Source organism: Brotaphodocola sp. (assembly GCF_983179755.1).
In genome coordinates, this window is record NZ_CFAHBC010000002.1 from 165,128 (window position 1) to 183,728 (window position 18,601).

The following is an 18,601-nucleotide window of genomic DNA, read 5'->3' on the forward strand; positions in this document are numbered from 1 at the left end:
ATATTTGGTCAACAGAATGAACGACATTTGATGAAGGACGAACGACATCATGGAATAAGTGATGATTGATGAACGATGTTGTGTTATGAAATCAAATCATCATGGAATCGAACCAGGAATGGGAGAATACGAGAGACGAGAGAGCGGAGGTGTTTGGTGTGAAAAAGGGCATCAATCAGATTTTAAAATGCGGGGCAGTGACCTGGATTCTGCTTCTGGTGATCTGGCAGATCGGATCACTTTTCTATACAGATGATTTTCTTCCGGGACCGGCGACGACGTTCGCGGGGGCTGGGGTTTTGATAGAGGATGGAACGCTTGCGACGGATATTTCCGTCAGCCTTCAGCGAGTGCTTCGCGGATGGTTGCTCGGCGTGATTTTTGCAGTTCCGGTTGGGCTTTGCATCGGCAACTTCAAGAAAGTCGGATGGGTGTTGGAGCCATTCTTAAATTTCTTCCGTTTTGTGCCGGCGATCGGATTTATCACGCTGTTTCTGATGTGGTTTGGAGTGGGAGAAAATTCTAAGACTGCGCTGATCTTTTATGCGGTGATCTTCCCGGTAATGATCAACACGATCGCGGGAGTACGGGCAGTTGACCAGTCTCTCGTCGAGGCATCCCGCTCGCTCGGGGCATCCGGCCGGACGATCTTTTTCACGGTGATTGCACCGTCGGCAATTCCTCAGATTTTTACCGGTGTTCGCCTGGGACTCAGCGGAGCGATTATCTGCATTGTGGCAGCGGAGATGCTTGCAGCGTCCGAGGGTATCGGATATCTGATTTATACTTCTCGTCTGTATTACAAGACCGATTGGATCTTTATTGGAATTTTCACGCTTGGATTTCTCGGATTTCTTGCAGACCGGGTTCTGCTGTTTGCGGGAAGGAAGTTTTTGTATCGGTTTGGAGTGAGATAGGAATAGGAAAGGTCTCCTTGGAATAGATTAGTAGTACACAATCTGTTCCTGGGAGGCCTGTTTTTATGAAAAAAGGGGGAAATCTACTGCTGACAGGCTGTTTGATTCTCTGGGTGCTTGTCGTGCATGTGATGACTGGATGCAGTGTGACAAGGGAAAACAAGGACAAGGTGCGAGATCTGGATTTTACAGTGACTGCGGTGGAGGATTTGCCGGAAGAGCTGAGAAAACTGACGGAGGAAAAAAAGATAGCTCCATTTAAGCTGACATACACGAATGACGGTGGACTTTACATAGCGGTTGGATATGGCGAACAGCCATCCGGCGGATACAGCATTGCGGTGAACGAGCTGTATCTGACGGAAAATGCGATCGTCATTGATACGGAATTAAAGGGACCGGAAAGTGCCGAGGAAAGTGGAGCGGAGAAATCCTATCCATATGTGGTTGTTCAGACGGAGTATCTCGAACAGCCCATTATTTTTCAGTAGGCTCTGTGAGAGCCGGGCGGGGGAGAAATTCATTTTTGAATTTCTCCCTTGTCATTTCTATAAGGTCACGTTCCGGCTGACCGAGATAAGCTCCTTTTCGAGTCCAGACCTGAACATCCCAGGTCACAGGTTCAGCACCGAGAGAGAAGAGCTCGACGGGTTCTTTCGATTTTGTCAGGCAAATGATCTGGTAAGGCATGATTGCGACACCCATGCCGGTAGTAGCCATCTGAAAACTTGTGACATTGCTGGAGAATTCCATTTTGACAGGCGGTCGGATGTGGCTTGCTTTAAACAATTCATTTGTGGCATAGCGAATTCGGTGCTGGGGATGAAGCAGGAAAAATGGTGTGTTTTTGAATGTGCGAAGATCCACACTGGACGGATGACCGGGCAGACGCTGGTTATCGAGAACATATCCTTTACGGGCGACAAGGACAAGCTCTTCCTGATAGAGTGGTTGCATCTCGATACCGGAAAAAGACTCTTTGCCATATACGGGAAGAAAGACGAGATCGATTCGTCCCTCTCGCAGTGCTTCGGTCAGCTTGTATCCGCTGTCAGTCAGAATCGTCACTTCAATACCGGGATAGCGCTCCGAAAACTGAGGAAGCAAACGCGGGATCATATGGGATGCGCGTTCTCTGGAGGTTCCAATGCGAAGCGTTCCGGTCATGTGATGCGTAATGTCGCGAAAGACTTTCATCAGCTGATCGTTTTCCAGAAGAATTCGACGAGCAGTCTCGATATAGTGTTCCCCGGCAAGCGTTAAAGTCAGCGGTGTCGTGGAGCGGTCAAAAAGCTGAATTCCAAGCTCTTTTTCGGCTTTCTGAATATAATGGCTCAATGCAGACTGGGAGATAAAGAGTGCGTCGGCAGCCTTGGTGATATTTCGATACTGTGCAACAGTGGTGATATATTGCAACTGTCTGAAGTCCATAAAATTACATTTCTCCTTCCCTAAGTTTTCATTTTCATAGAAATGTCTTAAAAAACAAAAATGCGTAGTCAAAGCATATTCTTTATTTTTTAAATACGCCACTTATGTATCGCCATCTTATTGACATCATTTTCCGATCTGATTTTATCTATAATTTCAGTGTATCACGAAGCTTTCGCGTTTGCAAGAAAATATCATGAGTAAAAACTCATGGTAATTAAGAAGATAATGACATTTTACAACTGAATGCACACTTGCTATAATTGAATTATCAAATGAGAGATACAAAACCTCGGAGATTTGAAAGTTGAGCGAACATAGCACGGATGATAGCACATTTCATAGGGCTTTAGTCAGTACCATATTTCACATGTAAAGGAGAAGCGTTATCATGGCTCAGAACTTAACGAGAAAGATTCTTGCGGCGCACCTTGCAAAATCGTCTGATATGATTCCCGGCGAGGAAATCTATCTGAGGGTAGATCAGACTTTAACTCATGACATCAACGCGGTTATGACCTATCTTGCATTTGAGGCGATCGGCATCGACCGCATCGGTGTAGAGAAGGCAGTCAGCTACCTCGATCACAACCTGCTGTATCTGGACTTCAAGACTCCGGATGACCACATCTATTTACAGTCGGCAGCAGAGCGTTTTGGTGTACATGTTTCCCGTCCGGGTAACGGAATCTGCCATGCCGTTCAGGTATCCCGTTTCGGCGCACCTGGCAAGCTTTCTATGGGTGGTGACAGCCATACTCCTCACGGCGGTGCAATTGGCATGCTGTGTATCGGTGTTGGTGGTATGGACATCGCGACAGCAATGACCGGTGTCCCGATGAGACTGAAAATGCCGAGAGTCATCAAGGTAAATCTGACCGGAGAACTTCGTCCGGGTGTAAACTCCAAGGAAGTTATTCTTGAGATGCTTCGCCGTGTAACGATCAAGGGCGGTCTCGGAAATGTGTACGAGTATGTAGGACCGGGTGCAAAAACTCTTGAAGTTGCCCAGCGTGTGACGATCACAAACATGGGTGCAGAGATGGGGGCGACGACCTCGATCTTCCCGGCAGATGAGCAGGTTCGCAAATTTATGAGATCTCAGGGACGTGAAGATGAATTTGTAGAGATGCTTCCAGATGAGGGCTGTGAGTACGACGGTGAGATGGAGATCAATTTGAGCGAGCTTGAGCCGTTGATCGCCTGCCCGCATCAGCCGGACAACGTTATCCCGATAAGCGAAGTCGAGAAGAAGCCGGTTCAGCAGGTATTCATCGGAAGCTGTACAAATGCAAGCTACTCCGATATCGCAAAGGCAGCCCTCGTGATGCAGGGTCATCATGTAGCAGAGACTGTCAGCTGTACCTGTGCCGTTTCCTCCAAGCAGATCTATCGAAGGCTGATGGAAGACGGATACGCAGAGATGCTTCTTGACGCCGGTGTTCGTTTCCTCGAGATAGCTTGCGGACCGTGTTGTGCAATCGGTCAGTCACCGGCGACGAAGGGGGTTGCAGTTCGTACCTCCAACAGGAATTTCAAGGGTCGTGCAGGCAATCCGACCGCAGAGATTTATCTGGTAAGCCCGGAGAGTGCCGCTGCAACCGCAAGCGTTGGAACCTTTGCAACCGCAGAGGAGATCATGGGCGAGGATGTGAAGAAGCTCGCAGAGATCAAAGAGCCGGAGATGTTCAAGATTGATGATTCTATGATCATCAAACCGCTCCCGCCTGAGGAGGCAAAGGAGGTTGAGATCAGGCGTGGTCCGAACATCGCTCCGCTTCCGGTTCCGGATGCTTCGGAAGATCATCTGGAGGCAAAGATCAGCTTGAAGACCGTGGACAATATCTCAACCGATGATATTACTCCGGCAAGTGCAGAGTTCTCAAGCATGCGTTCCAACATCCCGCTGATGTCGAAATATTGCTATCATCGTTACGATCCGGAGTTCTCCGAGAGAGCAAAGAGTCTCGGAAAGAGCATTATCGTCGGTGGTGAGAACTACGGTCAGGGTTCTTCGAGAGAGCATGCAGCGATCAATCCGATGTATCTCGGCGTAAAGGCTGTCATTGTAAAGAGCATTGCAAGAATCCACAAGGGCAACCTTGTCAACCACGGAATCATCCCGATGCTGTTTGAAGACCCGGCAGATTACGACAAAATCGATCAGATGGATGAGCTTGAGATCGAGAACCTCAGAGAGCAGATCAAGACGAGAGAAGTTGTGATTAAGGATAAAGATAAAAATGTGACGTTCAAGGCAAAACTGGATCTGTCCGACAGTGAGCTGGAAGTTATCCTCTGCGGTGGTCAGTTAAGATACTTAAAGCATCAGCTTGAAGAGATGAGGAAGGAAGCAAAGCAATAAATTTAGATATAGAGAAGAAAGGGATATTTACAATGAGTGACAACACCAAGAACATTGAAGTAGCACAGGAAAAATTTGCAGAGCTGATCAAGTCTGAATTTGAGCGTATCGAGCGCATGAAGCAGGACAACGAGATCAAGGATTTCTCCAAGCAGGAGAAGATCGTCATCGGCGTACTGCCGGGCGATGGCATTGGTCCGATCATCATGGCACAGGCACTCCGCGTTCTGAAGACTCTGATGAAGGATGAGCTGGAATCCGGAAAGGTGGGGATCCGTGAGATCGAAGGCATGACGATTGAGCACCGCGCAGAGACCCTTCAGAGCCTTCCGGATGAGGTTCTGGCAGAGGTTAAGAAGTGTGATGTTATCCTTAAGGGACCGATGGTAACTCCGAGAGCTGGCGATCCGTGGCCGAACCTGTTAAGCGCAAACAGCCTTCTGCGCCGTAACCTGGAGCTGTTCGCAGCTGTTCGTCCGATCAAGATTCCGGAGAAGAACATCGACTGGACCTTCTTCCGCGAGAATATCGAGGGCGAGTACATCTGGGGCAACAAGGGTATTCAGGTAAATGATGACCTCGCAGTTGACTTCAAGGTACAGACCCAGCAGGGAACTGAGAGAATCGCCCGTGCAGCCTTTGATTTCGCAAGAAAGAACGGCAAGAAGAACGTGACGATCGTTACCAAGGCAAACATTGTAAAGCTGGCTGATGGAAACTTCATCAAGGGTGTCCGCAAAGTCGGTGAGGAGTATCCGGAGATCGAGATTCAGGAGCGTCTTGTCGATGCAATGTGTGCAAAGATGCTTGATCCGGAGTTCAATAAGGGGATCGAGGTAATCGTACTTCCGAACCTCTACGGCGATATCGTGACCGATGTGGCAGCAGAGCACCAGGGAGGCTTAGGAACTGCTTCCTCTTCCAACATCGGAAACAAGTATGCAATGTTCGAGGCAATTCACGGAACCGCTCCGTTCCTGATCAGCCACGGAAGAGGTCAGTACGCAGATCCGTGTTCCCTGATCCGTGCAGTCGGCATGCTCGTTGCACATATCGGATACGGCGACAGAAAACAGCTTCTTGACCGCGCACTCGACATCTGCACCATCACCGAGCGCAAACTCGTTGTGACGACTGATAAGGACGGTGCAACCGCAGAAGAGTTCACGACTTATCTGGTAGATACGATCAACGGACTGAAATAAAAATCAGTAATTGTTTAAATGAATTTGCACTTTCCCTGAAAATTCCTACCCATGTACAGGAATGAACTGTCTACATATGACCTACGCAAGAAAGACTGCCGTGAGACATCGCCCTGGTGTTTTCCGGCAGTCTTTCTGCTTCTTCGGGGAAAACTTCGCCCGGAAAATGTCCGTCTGTGTACAAAAAATCAAATTCCTATAAAAATAGTAGGAATTTTGACGAGACGACAGGTTTTCCATTGACAATTTCTCATCAAAATTATATAGTGGGAGATAACAGCGCTGAATTATGAAAGGCGATAAGGAAGCCGTTTCGGAGCTTGAGTCATAAACTAGAAGGAAGAACAGGTGAGGTCGAAACAATGATTTTAAAAGATATCTGGCAGGATGTGAAGGCAGTTCAGGAGAGAGATCCTGCGGCACGCAATGCGTTGGAGGTTTTGATTTTGTATCAGGGTGTTCATGCTCTGGTCTGGCATCGATTTGCGCATTGGTTTTATAAGCACCACATGTTTTTCATCGCGCGAATGATTTCTCAGATTGCGCGTTTCTTTACGCTGATTGAGATCCATCCGGGAGCAAAGCTCGGACATGGAATCCTGATTGATCACGGTTGCGGGGTCGTGATCGGAGAGACGGCAGAGGTTGGAGATAACTGCACGATCTATCAGGGAGTAACCCTCGGTGGTGTTGGTCTGAACAAGGGCAAGCGTCATCCTACCCTTGGAAATAACGTCACAGTGGGAGCGGGAGCAAAGATTCTCGGAGCATTTGAGGTTGGAGACAACTGTAAGATTGCGGCAAATGCCGTACTCTTGAAACCGCTTGAAAACGATACGACGGCTGTGGGTGTTCCGGCGCGTCCGGTCAAGGTCGGAGGTGTTCCGGTCAGGAAAACAGAAAAGCACGTCTCTGTTGAGACTTACAATCGGATGGAGGAGCGTGTGATCGAGTTAGAACAGGAGCTCAGACGGCTTCAGGCAGAACTCGAGGCTTCTCATGAGCAGTGATAGCGGATTCATATTTCTCAGATTTTCGCATAAATTTATCACAGACAAAAAGGTGATGCAGGCATTGCGATTTGCACAATGTATTTACACGACGTATTTGCATGATGTGCGAATCGCAATCATCAGGCGGGGAGAGAGAAGATGGAGATGTTGGAACTGGTAAGACAACAGATACAGATGAATCGATGGAAAAATCAGGTAGGCACGCAGGTGACGCTCGACGATGATTTTATCATACCGGATACGATGAGCGATGCGGATCAGATGATTCTGAGCGCGGGAGAGATCCAGCTGGAACCGTTAAAAATTCAGGACGGAAGAGTCCTGGTGCGGGGAAAGCTGGATTTTCACGTCTTATACCGGAGAGAAGAGGGCGGAATGCAGACGCTCGGCGGTTCGATTCCATTTGAAGAGCCGGTCAATGTCCCGGATGTGAATGCACAGGATGATGTGAGCGCAGGAGGCTATCTTGAGGATCTGAATGCAGAACTGATTCACTCGAGAAAATTCGGAATCCGCGCAGTCGTCCGTCTTGAGATCAAGGCGGAGATGCGGATGGATACGGAGGTGACAGTTGATGTCGCAGACCGGGAGAATGAGGAGAGCGATGATCCGCCAAAACTTTTGATGCAACACAGAAAACTTGAGGTCGCAGGACTTGTGCTTCACAGAAAAGATACATGGCGGATGAAGGAGGAGCTGACGCTCTCACCGAGTAAACCGGCGATCGGGAGAATGCTCTGGACGCAGGTTGCTCTCGGAAACATGCAGGTTCGACCGGAAGACGGAAGGGCTCATCTCGAGGGTGTCTTGAATGTCTTTGTGATTTACGAGGGGGAAAGCGGAGAGGAGACGATCTCGTGGATGGAGGAGAGCATTCCGTTCTCTGGCGATCTTGAGATGCCGGGATGCAGACCGGATCTGATCCTTGCGGTCAGCCCGAAACTTATTCACCGCGGTGTTGAGGAAAAGCCGGATTACGATGGAGAAATGCGCCAGATCGAGGTCGATGCGATTGCGGAGCTCGATGTTCGTCTGTATGAGGAAAAAGAGCTGGAGCTTCTTGCGGATCTCTATTCGACAAATCGGGAGGTGACTTTAGAGATTGGAAAGGCCTGCTTTGATCAGATTTTGACGCATAATGCGGGCAAATGTCGGGTCGCTGAGAAGCTTGATCTCGGAAAAATTGGAAAAGTGCTTCAAATCTGTCACAGCAGTGGAAGTGTGAAGCTCGATGCCGTCGAGCCGGGCGAGGAGGTACTCTCGATTGATGGAGCACTTGAGGTTCAGCTCCTCTGTCTGACGGATGAGGACGACCAACCGATTCAGTCGGTGACGGAACTTTTTCCGTTCCACTACGATGCGTCTGCGCCGGGAATTCATCCCGACAGTATCTGGTATCTCGACAGCAATACCGAACAGCTGACCGCTGTGATGAACGGGGGAAATCTTGCGGAAATCAAGGCGGTAGTAAATCTGGATGTTCTGATTCTTCAACCGGTGACCTGTCCGGTGATTGAGCGCGTGCAGGTGGAGGAGGCGGACCGCAAAAAAATGCGGGAACTTCCGGGGATAGTCGGTTATCTTGTTCAGGAGGGCGATACGCTCTGGGAGATCGCAAAACGCTTTCACACGACACCGGAGAGCATTGTCGAGGGAAATGGATTAAACAGCGATGAGGTCAGGGCGGGAGACTGCCTGATTCTTGTCAAAGAGATTGATCGGCAGGCAGTCACAACGGCGGGGCGTTCCTCATAGAATGGAATAGGTTGCTGACCGTGCACAATGCGGGCAGGAATCAGAACCGGGCTCCGCATCCGGAGGATGCTTCTCATAGATCAGGGAAACCTGGGGGATGGCAGAGGACTGCGCAGACAATGCCATCTCCTACATAGCCGGGTCCATTGACTTTTTACCCTGCACTGGTATAATTTTCTTAGAATGTTTTTTTAGATATTTGCAGTCAGCCACATGGAAAATCGCATAAAAAAGGTGAGATTAAAGGTGAGATGGCTGTGAGGCAGGGAGGTCAGGGAACGGAGGGAGGCGACCGGATGACGGAACCGCAGTTTCGCAATAAAGTGGTATGGTTTTCTTTTTTTTTCAGTCTTCTTGTCGTGTGGGTGCATTCCTATAACGCGCAGATGTTTCTTGGAATCTGCGGAGAGACGGCGGAGGTCTATCTGACGGAGCACTGGATCGGAGACCGTTTCGGTCAGATTGCAGTGCCGGGATTCTTTATGATATCGGGTTATCTGTTTTATCGGGATTTTGACTGGAATCTGCTTGCGGGCAAGTGGAAGCGCAGAATTTCCAGTGTTCTTGTCCCATACATTCTCTGGAATTTTCTTTACTATATGGGATACGTTGTCGGGAGCCGTTTGACGGGAATTTCAACGATTGTCGGAAAAGGTGTTGTCCCGTTTTCTCTTCCGGCACTCACAGATGCGGTCATCAACTATACCTACAATTATGTATTCTGGTATCTCTGTCAGCTGATCATGCTGATTTTGTTGACACCGCTTCTCTATCCGGTTTTGAAATGTCTGTGGAGTCGGATTTTGTTGTTTGCAATTTTGTGGTATGCAGTCTGGAAAAATATTGACCTGATTCCACTGAACTCGGACGCTTTGATTTACTATGCGTTTGCTGGTTCTCTTGCTCTGGATCGCCAGCGAAAGAAGAATCAGAAGAATCAAAAAAATCAAAAGAACGGGCAGAAGAGAGAACCTTTTGTCCCGATTCCTGAACGAAGCTGGAACATTCGGCGTGGGCTTGTCGGTGTGTTGTTTCTCTTCTGGGGAATCTGGTTTTACGGATTCGGACTCAGAACAGCATTTATTCCTGGTTTTGTGATCAGCCGTCTCTTTGCAGTCAGTGGTTTGTGGTTAATGGTTCCGGGCGAGTGGCTTCCGCCTGCCTATCCGTTTATGCATTGCAATTTCTTTCTCTATGCAACGCATTTTGCAGTTGTGCGATTTATCAACAAGGCATCGGCGCTCATTCTTCCTGCGAGCAGGTGGACACCTCTTGTCTTGTATTTGATAATGCCGGTTATCGTGCTTGCGATCTGTGGAACAGCATCGTGGATACTCAAACGTTTTTCGCCTCTGCTGTGGAGAATGCTGAACGGGGGACGGTAGACTTTTGATGGGCTTTTCGATATAATAAAGAGCACGGATGAGAAGAAACATCATGAGAAGATGCGGAAAAATACTTGGAGGAAACTATGATTAAAAATTTCGTTTTTGATATGGGAAAAATCCTGATGGACTATGAGTCGATGCGTGCGTGCAAGGCTTATATCGAGGATGAGGCAGATCAGAAGGAAGTCTGCACGGCACTTTTTGTATCTCCGGAATGGGTACAGCTCGATATGGGAATTATTTCCGAGGAACAGGCTCTGCGCCAGGTGTGCAGTCGTCTGCCACAGCGTCTGCATGAGTCGGCGCGCCTCTGCCTCGAAAACTGGGACAAGAAATGCATGTGGCAGATTGAGGAGATGAAGCCGATTCTGCGCCGTCTGAAACAGGAGGGATTTGGACTCTATATCTGCTCGAATGCGAGTGTGCGTCTGCCTGCAAAGTGGAAGAGCCTGCTTCCGGAGGCAGAGCTTTTTGACGGAGCACTGTTTTCCGCTGAGGTTCTCTGCATGAAACCGCAGAAAGAGATGTATCAGCATTTCTTCTCCCGCTTTTCGCTCAAGCCGGATGAGTGCTTTTTCATCGACGATCTCCGCATAAATATTGAGGGCGCGCGTGCCTGCGGAATGGATGGCTACTGCCATGACGACGGGGATATGAGCCACCTCGATGCCGTTCTTAAAGAGGTCGAGAAAGTGAACATGCCGGTGGAAAAATAGGGACGGCGGAGAAATCAATCAAACATGAACGGAATGAAAAATCAAAAGTAAAAGAAAAATGGAAACTGGAAAAGAAACAGAAAAAGAAACAAAAAACTGGAAAAGAAACTGGAAAGGAAACATGAAACATGGAATTTACAGAGTCTGTATTTCAGAAGACGACAGGAGAACTTCTGGAATTTTTAAATAACAGCCCGACGAGCTTTCAGGCAGCTGCAAACATGAAAAAAGAGCTGGAGGATGCCGGATGTGAGCGACTTTTAGAGGGACAGCACTGGAATTTAGAGCCGGGAAAGGGTTACTATGTGACGAGAAATGACTCGGCGCTGATCGCATTTAAGATTCCGAAAAGGGATTTTGTCGGATTTCAGATCATGGCGAGCCACAGCGATTCTCCGGCACTCAAGATCAAGGCGAATGCGGAGATTGAGGTGGACAAGACCTATGTAAAACTCAATGTGGAGAAATATGGTGGACTGCTTCTTGCGCCGTGGCTCGACAAACCGCTCTCTGTCGCAGGTCGAGTTGTCGTTCGCACTGAGCAGGGCGTTGCAAGCCGTCTCGTGAATGTGGACCGTGATCTGATGATCATTCCGAATCTCGCGATTCATATGAACCGCAAGGCAAATGACGGATATGAGTTCAATGCACAGAAGGATATGCTTCCTCTGCTCGCACAGAGCGATGCATCTAGCGCAAGAGAGAAGTTCTGTGCGCTCATCGCAGAATCCGCAGGAGTGAAGGTGGAGGATATTCTTGATATGGATCTCTTCCTCTACAACCGCACGAAGGGAACGGTTGTCGGTCTTGACGGAGAATTTATCTCTGCTCCGCGCCTTGATGATCTCCAGTGTGCATTTTCATCTCTGAAGGGATTTCTGATAGCAGAGCCGACCGAGAGCATTGCGGTGCACTGTGTTCTCGATAACGAGGAAGTCGGAAGCGGGACGAAGCAGGGGGCTGCCTCGACCTTCTTGAAGGATGTTCTGCACCGGATCAACAGTGCGCTTGGACACAGCGAGGAGGATTATCTGACGGCGCTTGCATCGAGCTTCATGGTCTCCGCGGACAATGCGCACAGCGTGCATCCGAATCAGCCGGACAAGGCAGATCCGACGAATCGCCCGTATATGAACAAGGGAATCGTGATTAAGTACAGTGCAAACCAGAAGTACACGACAGATGCAGTATCCGGAGCAATTTTCCGCACGATGTGCAGTCACGCAGGAGTTCCGGTACAGATTTTCCACAACCGTTCCGATATTCTCGGCGGTTCGACACTCGGAAATATCTCCGGCAATCAGGTTGCACTGAATACCGTGGACATTGGACTGGCTCAGCTTGCAATGCATTCCAATTACGAGACGGCGGGAAGCAGGGACACCGCATATCTGATCGAGACGGCGAGAGTGCTGTTCTCCTCCTATATGAAGTCGGAGGGAGATCAGATTGCGATTCATCTGTAATCACAGGCAATCACAGATGGGAATTTTCTGACAGGCAGGAAGTTTCTGAACGGAAAATTCTGTGTGATACAGGAGTGGCGGAAGATTTTGCCGAATAAAGGACTTTCTTTTTAGGAAAGTCGGGTATATAATGACATTTGCGAAACAGGGCATGGAGAAGCAGTGACAGGAATAGAAGACGGAAACAGAAATGCTTCGACATGCTCAGAATAACAGAAACACAGGAAAAGAAAAAACAAAAAGAAGAACAGAAATACGAGGAGAATGGATATGACTAAGATTCGTACAAGATATGCACCAAGCCCGACAGGACGTATGCATGTAGGAAATCTGCGTACCGCGCTGTATGCATATCTGATTGCAAAACATGAGGGAGGAGATTTCCTTCTGCGTATTGAGGATACCGACCAGGAGCGTTACGTTGAGGGCGCTACGGAGATCATTTACCGCACTCTGGAAGAGACCGGTCTGATCCATGATGAGGGTCCGGATAAGGACGGCGGTTGCGGTCCGTATGTGCAGAGTGAGCGCCAGAAGTCCGGTATTTACATGGAGTATGCAAAGAAGCTGATCGAAAAAGGAGAGGCTTACTACTGCTTCTGCGATCAGGAGCGTCTGAACTCTTTGAAGCACGTTGTAAACGGCGAGGAGATCATGACCTATGATAAGCACTGCCTGCATCTGTCCAAAGAGGAGATCGAGGCAAATCTGGCAGAGGGCAAGCCATTTGTTATCCGTCAGAACAACCCGACGGAGGGAACCACGACCTTCCACGATGAGATTTACGGAGACATCACGGTTGACAACAGCGAGCTTGATGACATGGTTCTGATCAAGTCTGACGGTTATCCAACCTACAACTTCGCAAACGTTGTGGACGATCATCTGATGGGAATCACCCATGTCGTTCGTGGAAATGAGTATCTGTCTTCTTCTCCGAAGTACAATCGTCTTTACGATGCATTCGGATGGGAAGTTCCGGTATATGTACACTGTCCGCTGATCACCGATGAGAATCACAAGAAGCTGAGCAAGAGAAGCGGTCATTCTTCTTTCGAGGATCTGATTGAGCAGGGATTCGTTGCAGAGGCAGTTGTCAACTATGTGGCACTGCTTGGCTGGTCTCCGGAAGACAATCGTGAGATCTTCTCTCTCGACGAGCTGGTACAGGCATTCAACTATCGCAATATCAGCAAGTCCCCGGCTGTGTTTGATATGACAAAGCTGAAATGGATGAATGGCGAGTACATCAAGGCAATGGATGCAGATCGTTTCTACAAGATGGCAGAGCCGTATATCAAGGCTGTGATCAAGAAGGATCTGGATCTGAAGAAGATTGCGGGAATGGTGAAGACGAGAATCGAGATCTTCCCGGATATCGCAGATCACATTGATTTCTTTGAGGAGCTTCCGGAGTATGATATTGCAATGTACACGCACAAGAAGATGAAGACAAATGCAGAGACTTCGCTGAAGGTTCTGAATGATGTTCTTCCGCTTCTTGAGGCACAGGAGGATTACAGCAACGACGCACTGTATGAGGCTCTGTCCAAGTATGTGGCAGACACCGGTGTGAAGACAGGTTTTGTAATGTGGCCGATCCGTACCGCTGTTTCTGGAAAGCAGATGACACCGGCAGGCGCAACGGAGATCATGGAAGTACTCGGAAAAGAGGAGTCTCTGGCGCGTATCCGCAAGGGAATTGAGAAGCTGAGCAACCTGTAAGAAGAGAAAGATTGCTGAATGACGGTGAGATTGTTTTTGGGCGACTGGTAGTATATCTGGATTCCTAGATTGGATTTAAGGTGTGTCTAAGGGCGACGACAGCGGAAGAAAGTCATGCAAACGCGCTCGCGCTCCGGGTTCAACGTAGCGGTGCATAAGGTTGCAAAATACGCAACCTAAGCACCGACGTTTCACACGGGTTTGCCTGTACTTTCCCGCCTTATGTCGCCGGCAATAAAACGGATTCAGCAATGAAAAACCAAGGTGTTTTAGCAATACAAGTACATTTGTAAATTGGCGAGACTGCCATAAGACAGTGAGAAGAGAATATCCTGTTTTGTGGCAGTCTTTTTTCTTCTGTAAAAACCCTCCTTTGTTTTTTGGGGGTAGATGTTGACGAAAAGGACAACAGATAAGTAGAGTAGATACGTACAGAAAATTATTTCTAGGATTAAGAAAGGACAGCAGGAATGGCATTTCACGAGTCACAGATCGAGGCGATTCATCACTTTGAGGGACCGATGATGGTGCTTGCAGGTCCGGGATCGGGCAAGACAACGGTGATCACGCACCGGGTTCGCTGTCTGATTGAGGAGCATGGGGTGAATCCATCAAACATTCTCGTGATCACGTTTACGCGCTCGGCAGCGGAGGAGATGAAGCAGAGATTCTGGAAGTTGATGGAGACTTCATCGAAACAGGCAGAAGAAAACATGCAGGGGCGAAGAAGCATTGAATGTGGAAGCGGGGGGCATCCGCCGGTAAATTTTGGCACGTTTCATGCTGTGTTTTTTAACATTCTTCGCCATGCTTATCGTTATGACGCCTCCTGCATTATACGGGAGGAGGAGCGGACGGAGATCATCCGAAAAATGATTGAAAGACTGCGCCTTGAGGTGGAGGATGAGAAAGAATTCATCTCCTCGATTTTGTCGGAGATCGGTGTTGTCAAAGGCGAGATGATGAGCCTTGATTATTACTACTCAAAAAACTGCTCGGAGGAGATTTTTCGCAGGCTTTATCAGGGATACCAGTCAGAGCTTGAGCGGAGTGGCAAAATTGATTTCGAGGATATGCTTGTGATGTGCTATGAGCTGTTTACCCAGAGAAAGGATATTTTGAGTGCGTGGCAGAGAAAGTTTCAATTTATTCTGATCGATGAATTTCAGGATATCAATCGGGTGCAGTATGAGATCGTGAAAATGCTTGCGCTTCCCCAGAATAATCTCTTTATTGTTGGAGATGATGATCAGTCAATCTATCGCTTTCGCGGGGCTAAGCCGGAGATCATGCTTGGATTTGGAAAGGACTATCCACAGTGCAGACAGGTACTTTTGGGGATTAATTATCGGTCAACGTCCGAGATTGTGGATGCGTCGGAGAGGCTGATTTCTCATAATAAGACGCGTTTTCCGAAGGAGATTCATGCAAATCGTGGAGCGGGACATCCGGTGACGACAACAGGATGGTTGGATGCGCAGGCGGAGACGAGAGGAATTGTGCGGGAGATTCAGGATTATGTGCGGATGGGGTATCAGCTGTCGGATATTGCCGTGCTCTATCGGACGAGTATGGAACCGCGTCTGCTGATGGAACGTCTGATGGAGTACAACATCCCATTTCAGATGCGGGATGCCCTGCCGAATTTGTATGAGCACTGGATTGCAAAAGATATTCTTGCTTATCTGAGAATCGGGCACAGTGAACTCTGCGCGAGACGTCAGGCAAAGCGCGAGGATGCTTTGCGGATTGCGAATCGCCCGAAGCGTTACATCAGTCGGGAAGCACTTGAGGGAGGTGTGATTTCATGGGATCAGGTACAGTCCTGGTATCAGGATAAGGACTGGATGATGGATCGGATCGATGATCTTTGCAGTGACTTGAAAATGATTGGCAGGATGGCCCCGGCACCGGCGATCAATTACATCCGAAAGGCAGTCGGATACGATGAGTATCTCAGGGAGTATGCTGAGTTTCGCAGAATGAATCCGGAGGAACTTTTTGAGGTTGCGGATCAGATTCAGGAGAGTGCGAGCGGGTATCAGACGCTTGAGGCATGGGAGGAGCACCAGAGAGAGTATGCAGAAAAACTCAAAACACAGGCGCTGGCGCACGGAAGAGAGAATGGACAGAAAATGGACTGTGTGACCTTAATGACGATGCATAGTTCAAAAGGACTGGAATTTCCGATCGTGTACATTTTAGATGCAAATGAGAGAATTATACCCCATCACAAGGCAGTGCTTGAGGCAGATCTCGAGGAGGAACGGCGCATGTTCTATGTCGCAATGACAAGGGCGAAAGATCGACTTCACGTCTGCTTTGCAAGACAGCGATACGGGAAAATTCAGGAGCCGTCGCGTTTTCTTGCAGAGTACAGAAATGTAGAAACGGGAAAAACAGATAAGGGAAATAAGCAAAATACGATAAATTAGGACAGGAGGCTTTTGATTTATGAGGGGATGCGTTCACATTTATTGTGGGGATGGAAAAGGAAAGACATCATCGGCAGTCGGTCTTGCGGTTCGTGCATCGGGGCGTGGAAAAAAGGTTCTGATTGTGCGTTTCCTGAAAACAGAGGATTCCGGTGAGGTTGAGGTACTCAGAAAGATTCCGGGTATTACCGTCACACCGTGCGATCGGACATTTGGATTTGTATTTCGGATGAATGAGGAGCAGAAGCGCGAGGCGGGAGCGTATTTTCAGAGCCGGTTTGAGACCGCAGTGAAGACAGCCGTGGAGGATGGAGTTGATCTGCTCGTGCTCGATGAGATTCTGGCATCCTGCAATTATGGAATGGTCAGAGAGGACGATGTTGCAGAGTTTCTGAGAAATCGTCCGGCGGAGATGGAGGTGGTTTTGACCGGAAGAGATCCGTCAGATCGCCTGATCGCGCTTGCCGATTATGTGTCTGAGATCAAAATGGTCAAACATCCCTACACGCAGGGAATCGGGGCGCGCGAGGGGATTGAGTATTAGGTTATCATTTGGGACTCAAATACTGCTTGATTTTGGTGTCCCATTCTGATAAAGTGAAACTATAAAATAAAAAAGATGTTTCGGAGTATGTCAGATGCATATCCTGAAACAAAAGAGAGGAACAGACATGGCAAATAATCAGAACGATAACAACATGGATATGGAGCAGGAGGAGATGACTGTCACCCTGACTCTGGACGACGGAAGCGAGCTGGAGTGTGTAGTACTCACCATCTTCGAGGCTGGAAACCGTGATTACATTGCACTTCTGCCGAGCGAGGGCATTGAGGCTGAGGAAGGCGAAGTATATCTGTACCGTTACAGCGAGGATGCAGACGGCAACCCGAATCTGGACAACATTGAGGACGACGAGGAGTACGAGATCGTTTCTGACGCTTTCGATGAGCTGTTAGATGATCAGGAATTTGATGAACTCGTAAGCGAAGAGGATCTTGAGGACTAAGATTTAGGACGCTTTTTGAGCGTTGATTGAAATGAGACTGCCGCAATCCCACTGACTTTAGACGGTGGGTAGTTCGTTCACATTTATTGATTTCCTGGAGTTACCAGAGTATTTTGGTGATTCTGAGATGGTAAGAGAGACATGACAGAATGACCCGTCAGAGTACATTTTTCAGAGAGAGAATGTATTCTGGCGGTTTTGTGTTGTTGTATATCTGTGTATATGAAGGAGATAGTCATGCTCCTGCTCTATTGATCTGTTTTGTCTGTGCAAGTGTGTATTTCAGAAAGGAATTGATTCAAATTATCATGTGTTTTAAAAAGAAAATGGTTGCGTTTATAAAAGAAAATCTGAGACTGATGTCGAAGGAGCTGACCTGGAGCAAGGTGATGGCGATTGTGGTCGGAACGGCGATTGCATCGTTTGGAATCTACAACATTCACCGCCAGTCGGGAATCACTGAGGGCGGTGTGCTTGGAATGATTCTTGTGCTGAATCACTGGTTCGGTGTTTCCAACTCCATTCTGACTTCGCTTCTCGATCTGACCTGTTATGCGTTGGCGCTCAAATATCTGGGTGGAAAATTCATCCGGATCTCGATTGTGTCAACATTCAGCATGTCTGCATTTTTCCGGCTCTGGGAACAGTTCCCACCGGTTCTGCCGAATCTGAGCGAAAATCCGTTTCTCGCAAGTGTGCTCGGCGGACTTTTTGTCGGAATCGGAGTCGGGATTGTCGTGCGTCAGGGAGGATCGAGCGGTGGCGATGATGCGCTTGCCTTAACGATTTCTCATCTGACAAAATGGAGACTTTCGAGAACGTATATGTTTACGGATTTTACTGTGCTTGCACTCTCACTGACCTATATTCCGGTGCATCGAATTCTGTTTTCCGTGATGACGACAATCATTTCTTCAAACCTGATTGACTGGATCAGGGAACTTTCCGTTGCAGAACTTCCATTTGTCGGAGGTCTTGTGGAAGCGGAAAAATAAATTTGTCCAGGTGGGAATTTGGGGTCATTTAAACGGAACAGAAATTGTACAAATTCATAAATTATGTCTACAATATGGAGAACCGAAAGAAAATCGTCAGAATGTGTAAGCAGAAATTCGTTGACGCTGTATCGGGCAGAACGTATAATAAATCCAGAACAGATAACTCAAAACACGGAGTCG

15 protein-coding genes are annotated in these 18,601 nt (G+C 48.2%); 14 read left to right on the forward strand and 1 reads right to left on the reverse strand.

The annotated features are described in order from the left end of the window. Nucleotides 1-101: 101 nt before the first annotated feature. Both AC4EVX_RS01905 and AC4EVX_RS01910 read left to right on the forward strand, forming a co-directional pair. Nucleotides 102-917 (forward strand): ABC transporter permease subunit, encoded by an 816-nt coding sequence (locus AC4EVX_RS01905; protein ID WP_177978240.1) that lies wholly within the window; start codon nucleotides 102-104, stop codon nucleotides 915-917. Nucleotides 918-982: 65 nt separating this feature from the next. Next, complete coding sequence (locus tag AC4EVX_RS01910) at nucleotides 983-1,408, forward strand: protease complex subunit PrcB family protein (RefSeq protein WP_177978241.1); 426 nt, start codon at nucleotides 983-985, stop codon at nucleotides 1,406-1,408. On the opposite strand, the gene AC4EVX_RS01915 is transcribed toward AC4EVX_RS01910, so the two are convergent. Beyond that, nucleotides 1,395-2,348 carry a LysR substrate-binding domain-containing protein gene (locus AC4EVX_RS01915; protein WP_177978242.1) on the reverse strand — a complete coding sequence of 318 codons (954 nt, stop codon included), beginning with the start codon at nucleotides 2,346-2,348 and terminating at the stop codon, nucleotides 1,395-1,397. The genes AC4EVX_RS01910 and AC4EVX_RS01915 overlap by 14 nt on opposite strands. A 391-nt stretch (nucleotides 2,349-2,739) precedes the next feature. Between AC4EVX_RS01915 and AC4EVX_RS01920 the strand changes: the two genes are divergently transcribed. The 12 genes from AC4EVX_RS01920 to AC4EVX_RS01975 all read left to right on the forward strand — a co-directional run bounded on the left by AC4EVX_RS01920 (nucleotide 2,740) and on the right by AC4EVX_RS01975 (nucleotide 18,418). Then, nucleotides 2,740-4,713 (forward strand): aconitate hydratase, encoded by a 1,974-nt coding sequence (locus AC4EVX_RS01920; protein WP_490159444.1) that lies wholly within the window; start codon nucleotides 2,740-2,742, stop codon nucleotides 4,711-4,713. A 32-nt stretch (nucleotides 4,714-4,745) separates the two neighbouring features. Beyond that, nucleotides 4,746-5,918 (forward strand): isocitrate/isopropylmalate family dehydrogenase, encoded by a 1,173-nt coding sequence (locus AC4EVX_RS01925; protein WP_177978244.1) that lies wholly within the window; start codon nucleotides 4,746-4,748, stop codon nucleotides 5,916-5,918. Between the two features lie 362 nt (nucleotides 5,919-6,280). Then, nucleotides 6,281-6,928, forward strand: a complete 648-nt coding sequence (gene cysE, locus AC4EVX_RS01930) for a serine O-acetyltransferase (RefSeq protein WP_177978245.1) — start codon at nucleotides 6,281-6,283, stop codon at nucleotides 6,926-6,928. A 141-nt stretch (nucleotides 6,929-7,069) separates the two neighbouring features. Further along, a complete protein-coding gene (locus AC4EVX_RS01935) occupies nucleotides 7,070-8,686 on the forward strand; it encodes a DUF3794 and LysM peptidoglycan-binding domain-containing protein (protein WP_490159445.1) in 1,617 nt (538 codons plus the stop codon). Nucleotides 8,687-8,937: 251 nt separating this feature from the next. After that, entirely contained in the window at nucleotides 8,938-10,071 is a 1,134-nt protein-coding gene (locus AC4EVX_RS01940; protein WP_490159446.1) for an acyltransferase family protein, read from the forward strand. 86 nt (nucleotides 10,072-10,157) lie between these two features. Further along, a complete protein-coding gene (locus AC4EVX_RS01945) occupies nucleotides 10,158-10,790 on the forward strand; it encodes an HAD-IA family hydrolase (RefSeq protein WP_177978246.1) in 633 nt (210 codons plus the stop codon). A gap of 128 nt (nucleotides 10,791-10,918) precedes the next feature. Then, complete coding sequence (locus AC4EVX_RS01950) at nucleotides 10,919-12,256, forward strand: M18 family aminopeptidase (protein WP_177978247.1); 1,338 nt, start codon at nucleotides 10,919-10,921, stop codon at nucleotides 12,254-12,256. 270 nt (nucleotides 12,257-12,526) lie between these two features. Next, complete coding sequence (gene gltX / locus AC4EVX_RS01955; RefSeq protein WP_177978248.1) at nucleotides 12,527-13,981, forward strand: glutamate--tRNA ligase; 1,455 nt, start codon at nucleotides 12,527-12,529, stop codon at nucleotides 13,979-13,981. Between the two features lie 470 nt (nucleotides 13,982-14,451). Next, nucleotides 14,452-16,416 (forward strand): UvrD-helicase domain-containing protein, encoded by a 1,965-nt coding sequence (locus AC4EVX_RS01960; protein WP_177978249.1) that lies wholly within the window; start codon nucleotides 14,452-14,454, stop codon nucleotides 16,414-16,416. A 19-nt stretch (nucleotides 16,417-16,435) separates the two neighbouring features. Next, on the forward strand, nucleotides 16,436-16,960 hold the full coding sequence (locus AC4EVX_RS01965) for a cob(I)yrinic acid a,c-diamide adenosyltransferase (protein ID WP_177978250.1): 525 nt from the start codon (nucleotides 16,436-16,438) through the stop codon (nucleotides 16,958-16,960). 127 nt (nucleotides 16,961-17,087) lie between these two features. Further along, entirely contained in the window at nucleotides 17,088-17,423 is a 336-nt protein-coding gene (locus tag AC4EVX_RS01970) for a DUF1292 domain-containing protein (protein WP_177978251.1), read from the forward strand. Nucleotides 17,424-17,731: 308 nt separating this feature from the next. After that, nucleotides 17,732-18,418: a DUF6198 family protein gene (locus AC4EVX_RS01975; RefSeq protein WP_177978252.1), complete on the forward strand. Its 687-nt coding sequence runs from the start codon at nucleotides 17,732-17,734 to the stop codon at nucleotides 18,416-18,418. The last annotated feature ends 183 nt before the right edge of the window (nucleotides 18,419-18,601 follow it).

Bases quoted from the DNA above. Each gene is read 5' to 3' on its own strand.
- AC4EVX_RS01925 (WP_177978244.1), top strand. From the start codon at position 4,746: ATGAGTGACAACACCAAGAACATTGAAGTAGCACAGGAAAAATTTGCA.
- AC4EVX_RS01920 (WP_490159444.1), top strand. From the start codon at position 2,740: ATGGCTCAGAACTTAACGAGAAAGATTCTTGCGGCGCACCTTGCAAAA.
- AC4EVX_RS01905 (WP_177978240.1), top strand. From the start codon at position 102: ATGGAATCGAACCAGGAATGGGAGAATACGAGAGACGAGAGAGCGGAG.
- gltX (WP_177978248.1), top strand. From the start codon at position 12,527: ATGACTAAGATTCGTACAAGATATGCACCAAGCCCGACAGGACGTATG.
- AC4EVX_RS01965 (WP_177978250.1), top strand. From the start codon at position 16,436: ATGAGGGGATGCGTTCACATTTATTGTGGGGATGGAAAAGGAAAGACA.
- AC4EVX_RS01970 (WP_177978251.1), top strand. From the start codon at position 17,088: ATGGCAAATAATCAGAACGATAACAACATGGATATGGAGCAGGAGGAG.
- AC4EVX_RS01975 (WP_177978252.1), top strand. From the start codon at position 17,732: ATGTGTTTTAAAAAGAAAATGGTTGCGTTTATAAAAGAAAATCTGAGA.
- AC4EVX_RS01950 (WP_177978247.1), top strand. From the start codon at position 10,919: ATGGAATTTACAGAGTCTGTATTTCAGAAGACGACAGGAGAACTTCTG.
- AC4EVX_RS01960 (WP_177978249.1), top strand. From the start codon at position 14,452: ATGGCATTTCACGAGTCACAGATCGAGGCGATTCATCACTTTGAGGGA.
- AC4EVX_RS01935 (WP_490159445.1), top strand. From the start codon at position 7,070: ATGGAGATGTTGGAACTGGTAAGACAACAGATACAGATGAATCGATGG.
- AC4EVX_RS01910 (WP_177978241.1), top strand. From the start codon at position 983: ATGAAAAAAGGGGGAAATCTACTGCTGACAGGCTGTTTGATTCTCTGG.
- AC4EVX_RS01915 (WP_177978242.1), bottom strand. From the start codon at position 2,348: ATGGACTTCAGACAGTTGCAATATATCACCACTGTTGCACAGTATCGA.
- AC4EVX_RS01940 (WP_490159446.1), top strand. From the start codon at position 8,938: ATGGCTGTGAGGCAGGGAGGTCAGGGAACGGAGGGAGGCGACCGGATG.
- AC4EVX_RS01945 (WP_177978246.1), top strand. From the start codon at position 10,158: ATGATTAAAAATTTCGTTTTTGATATGGGAAAAATCCTGATGGACTAT.
- cysE (WP_177978245.1), top strand. From the start codon at position 6,281: ATGATTTTAAAAGATATCTGGCAGGATGTGAAGGCAGTTCAGGAGAGA.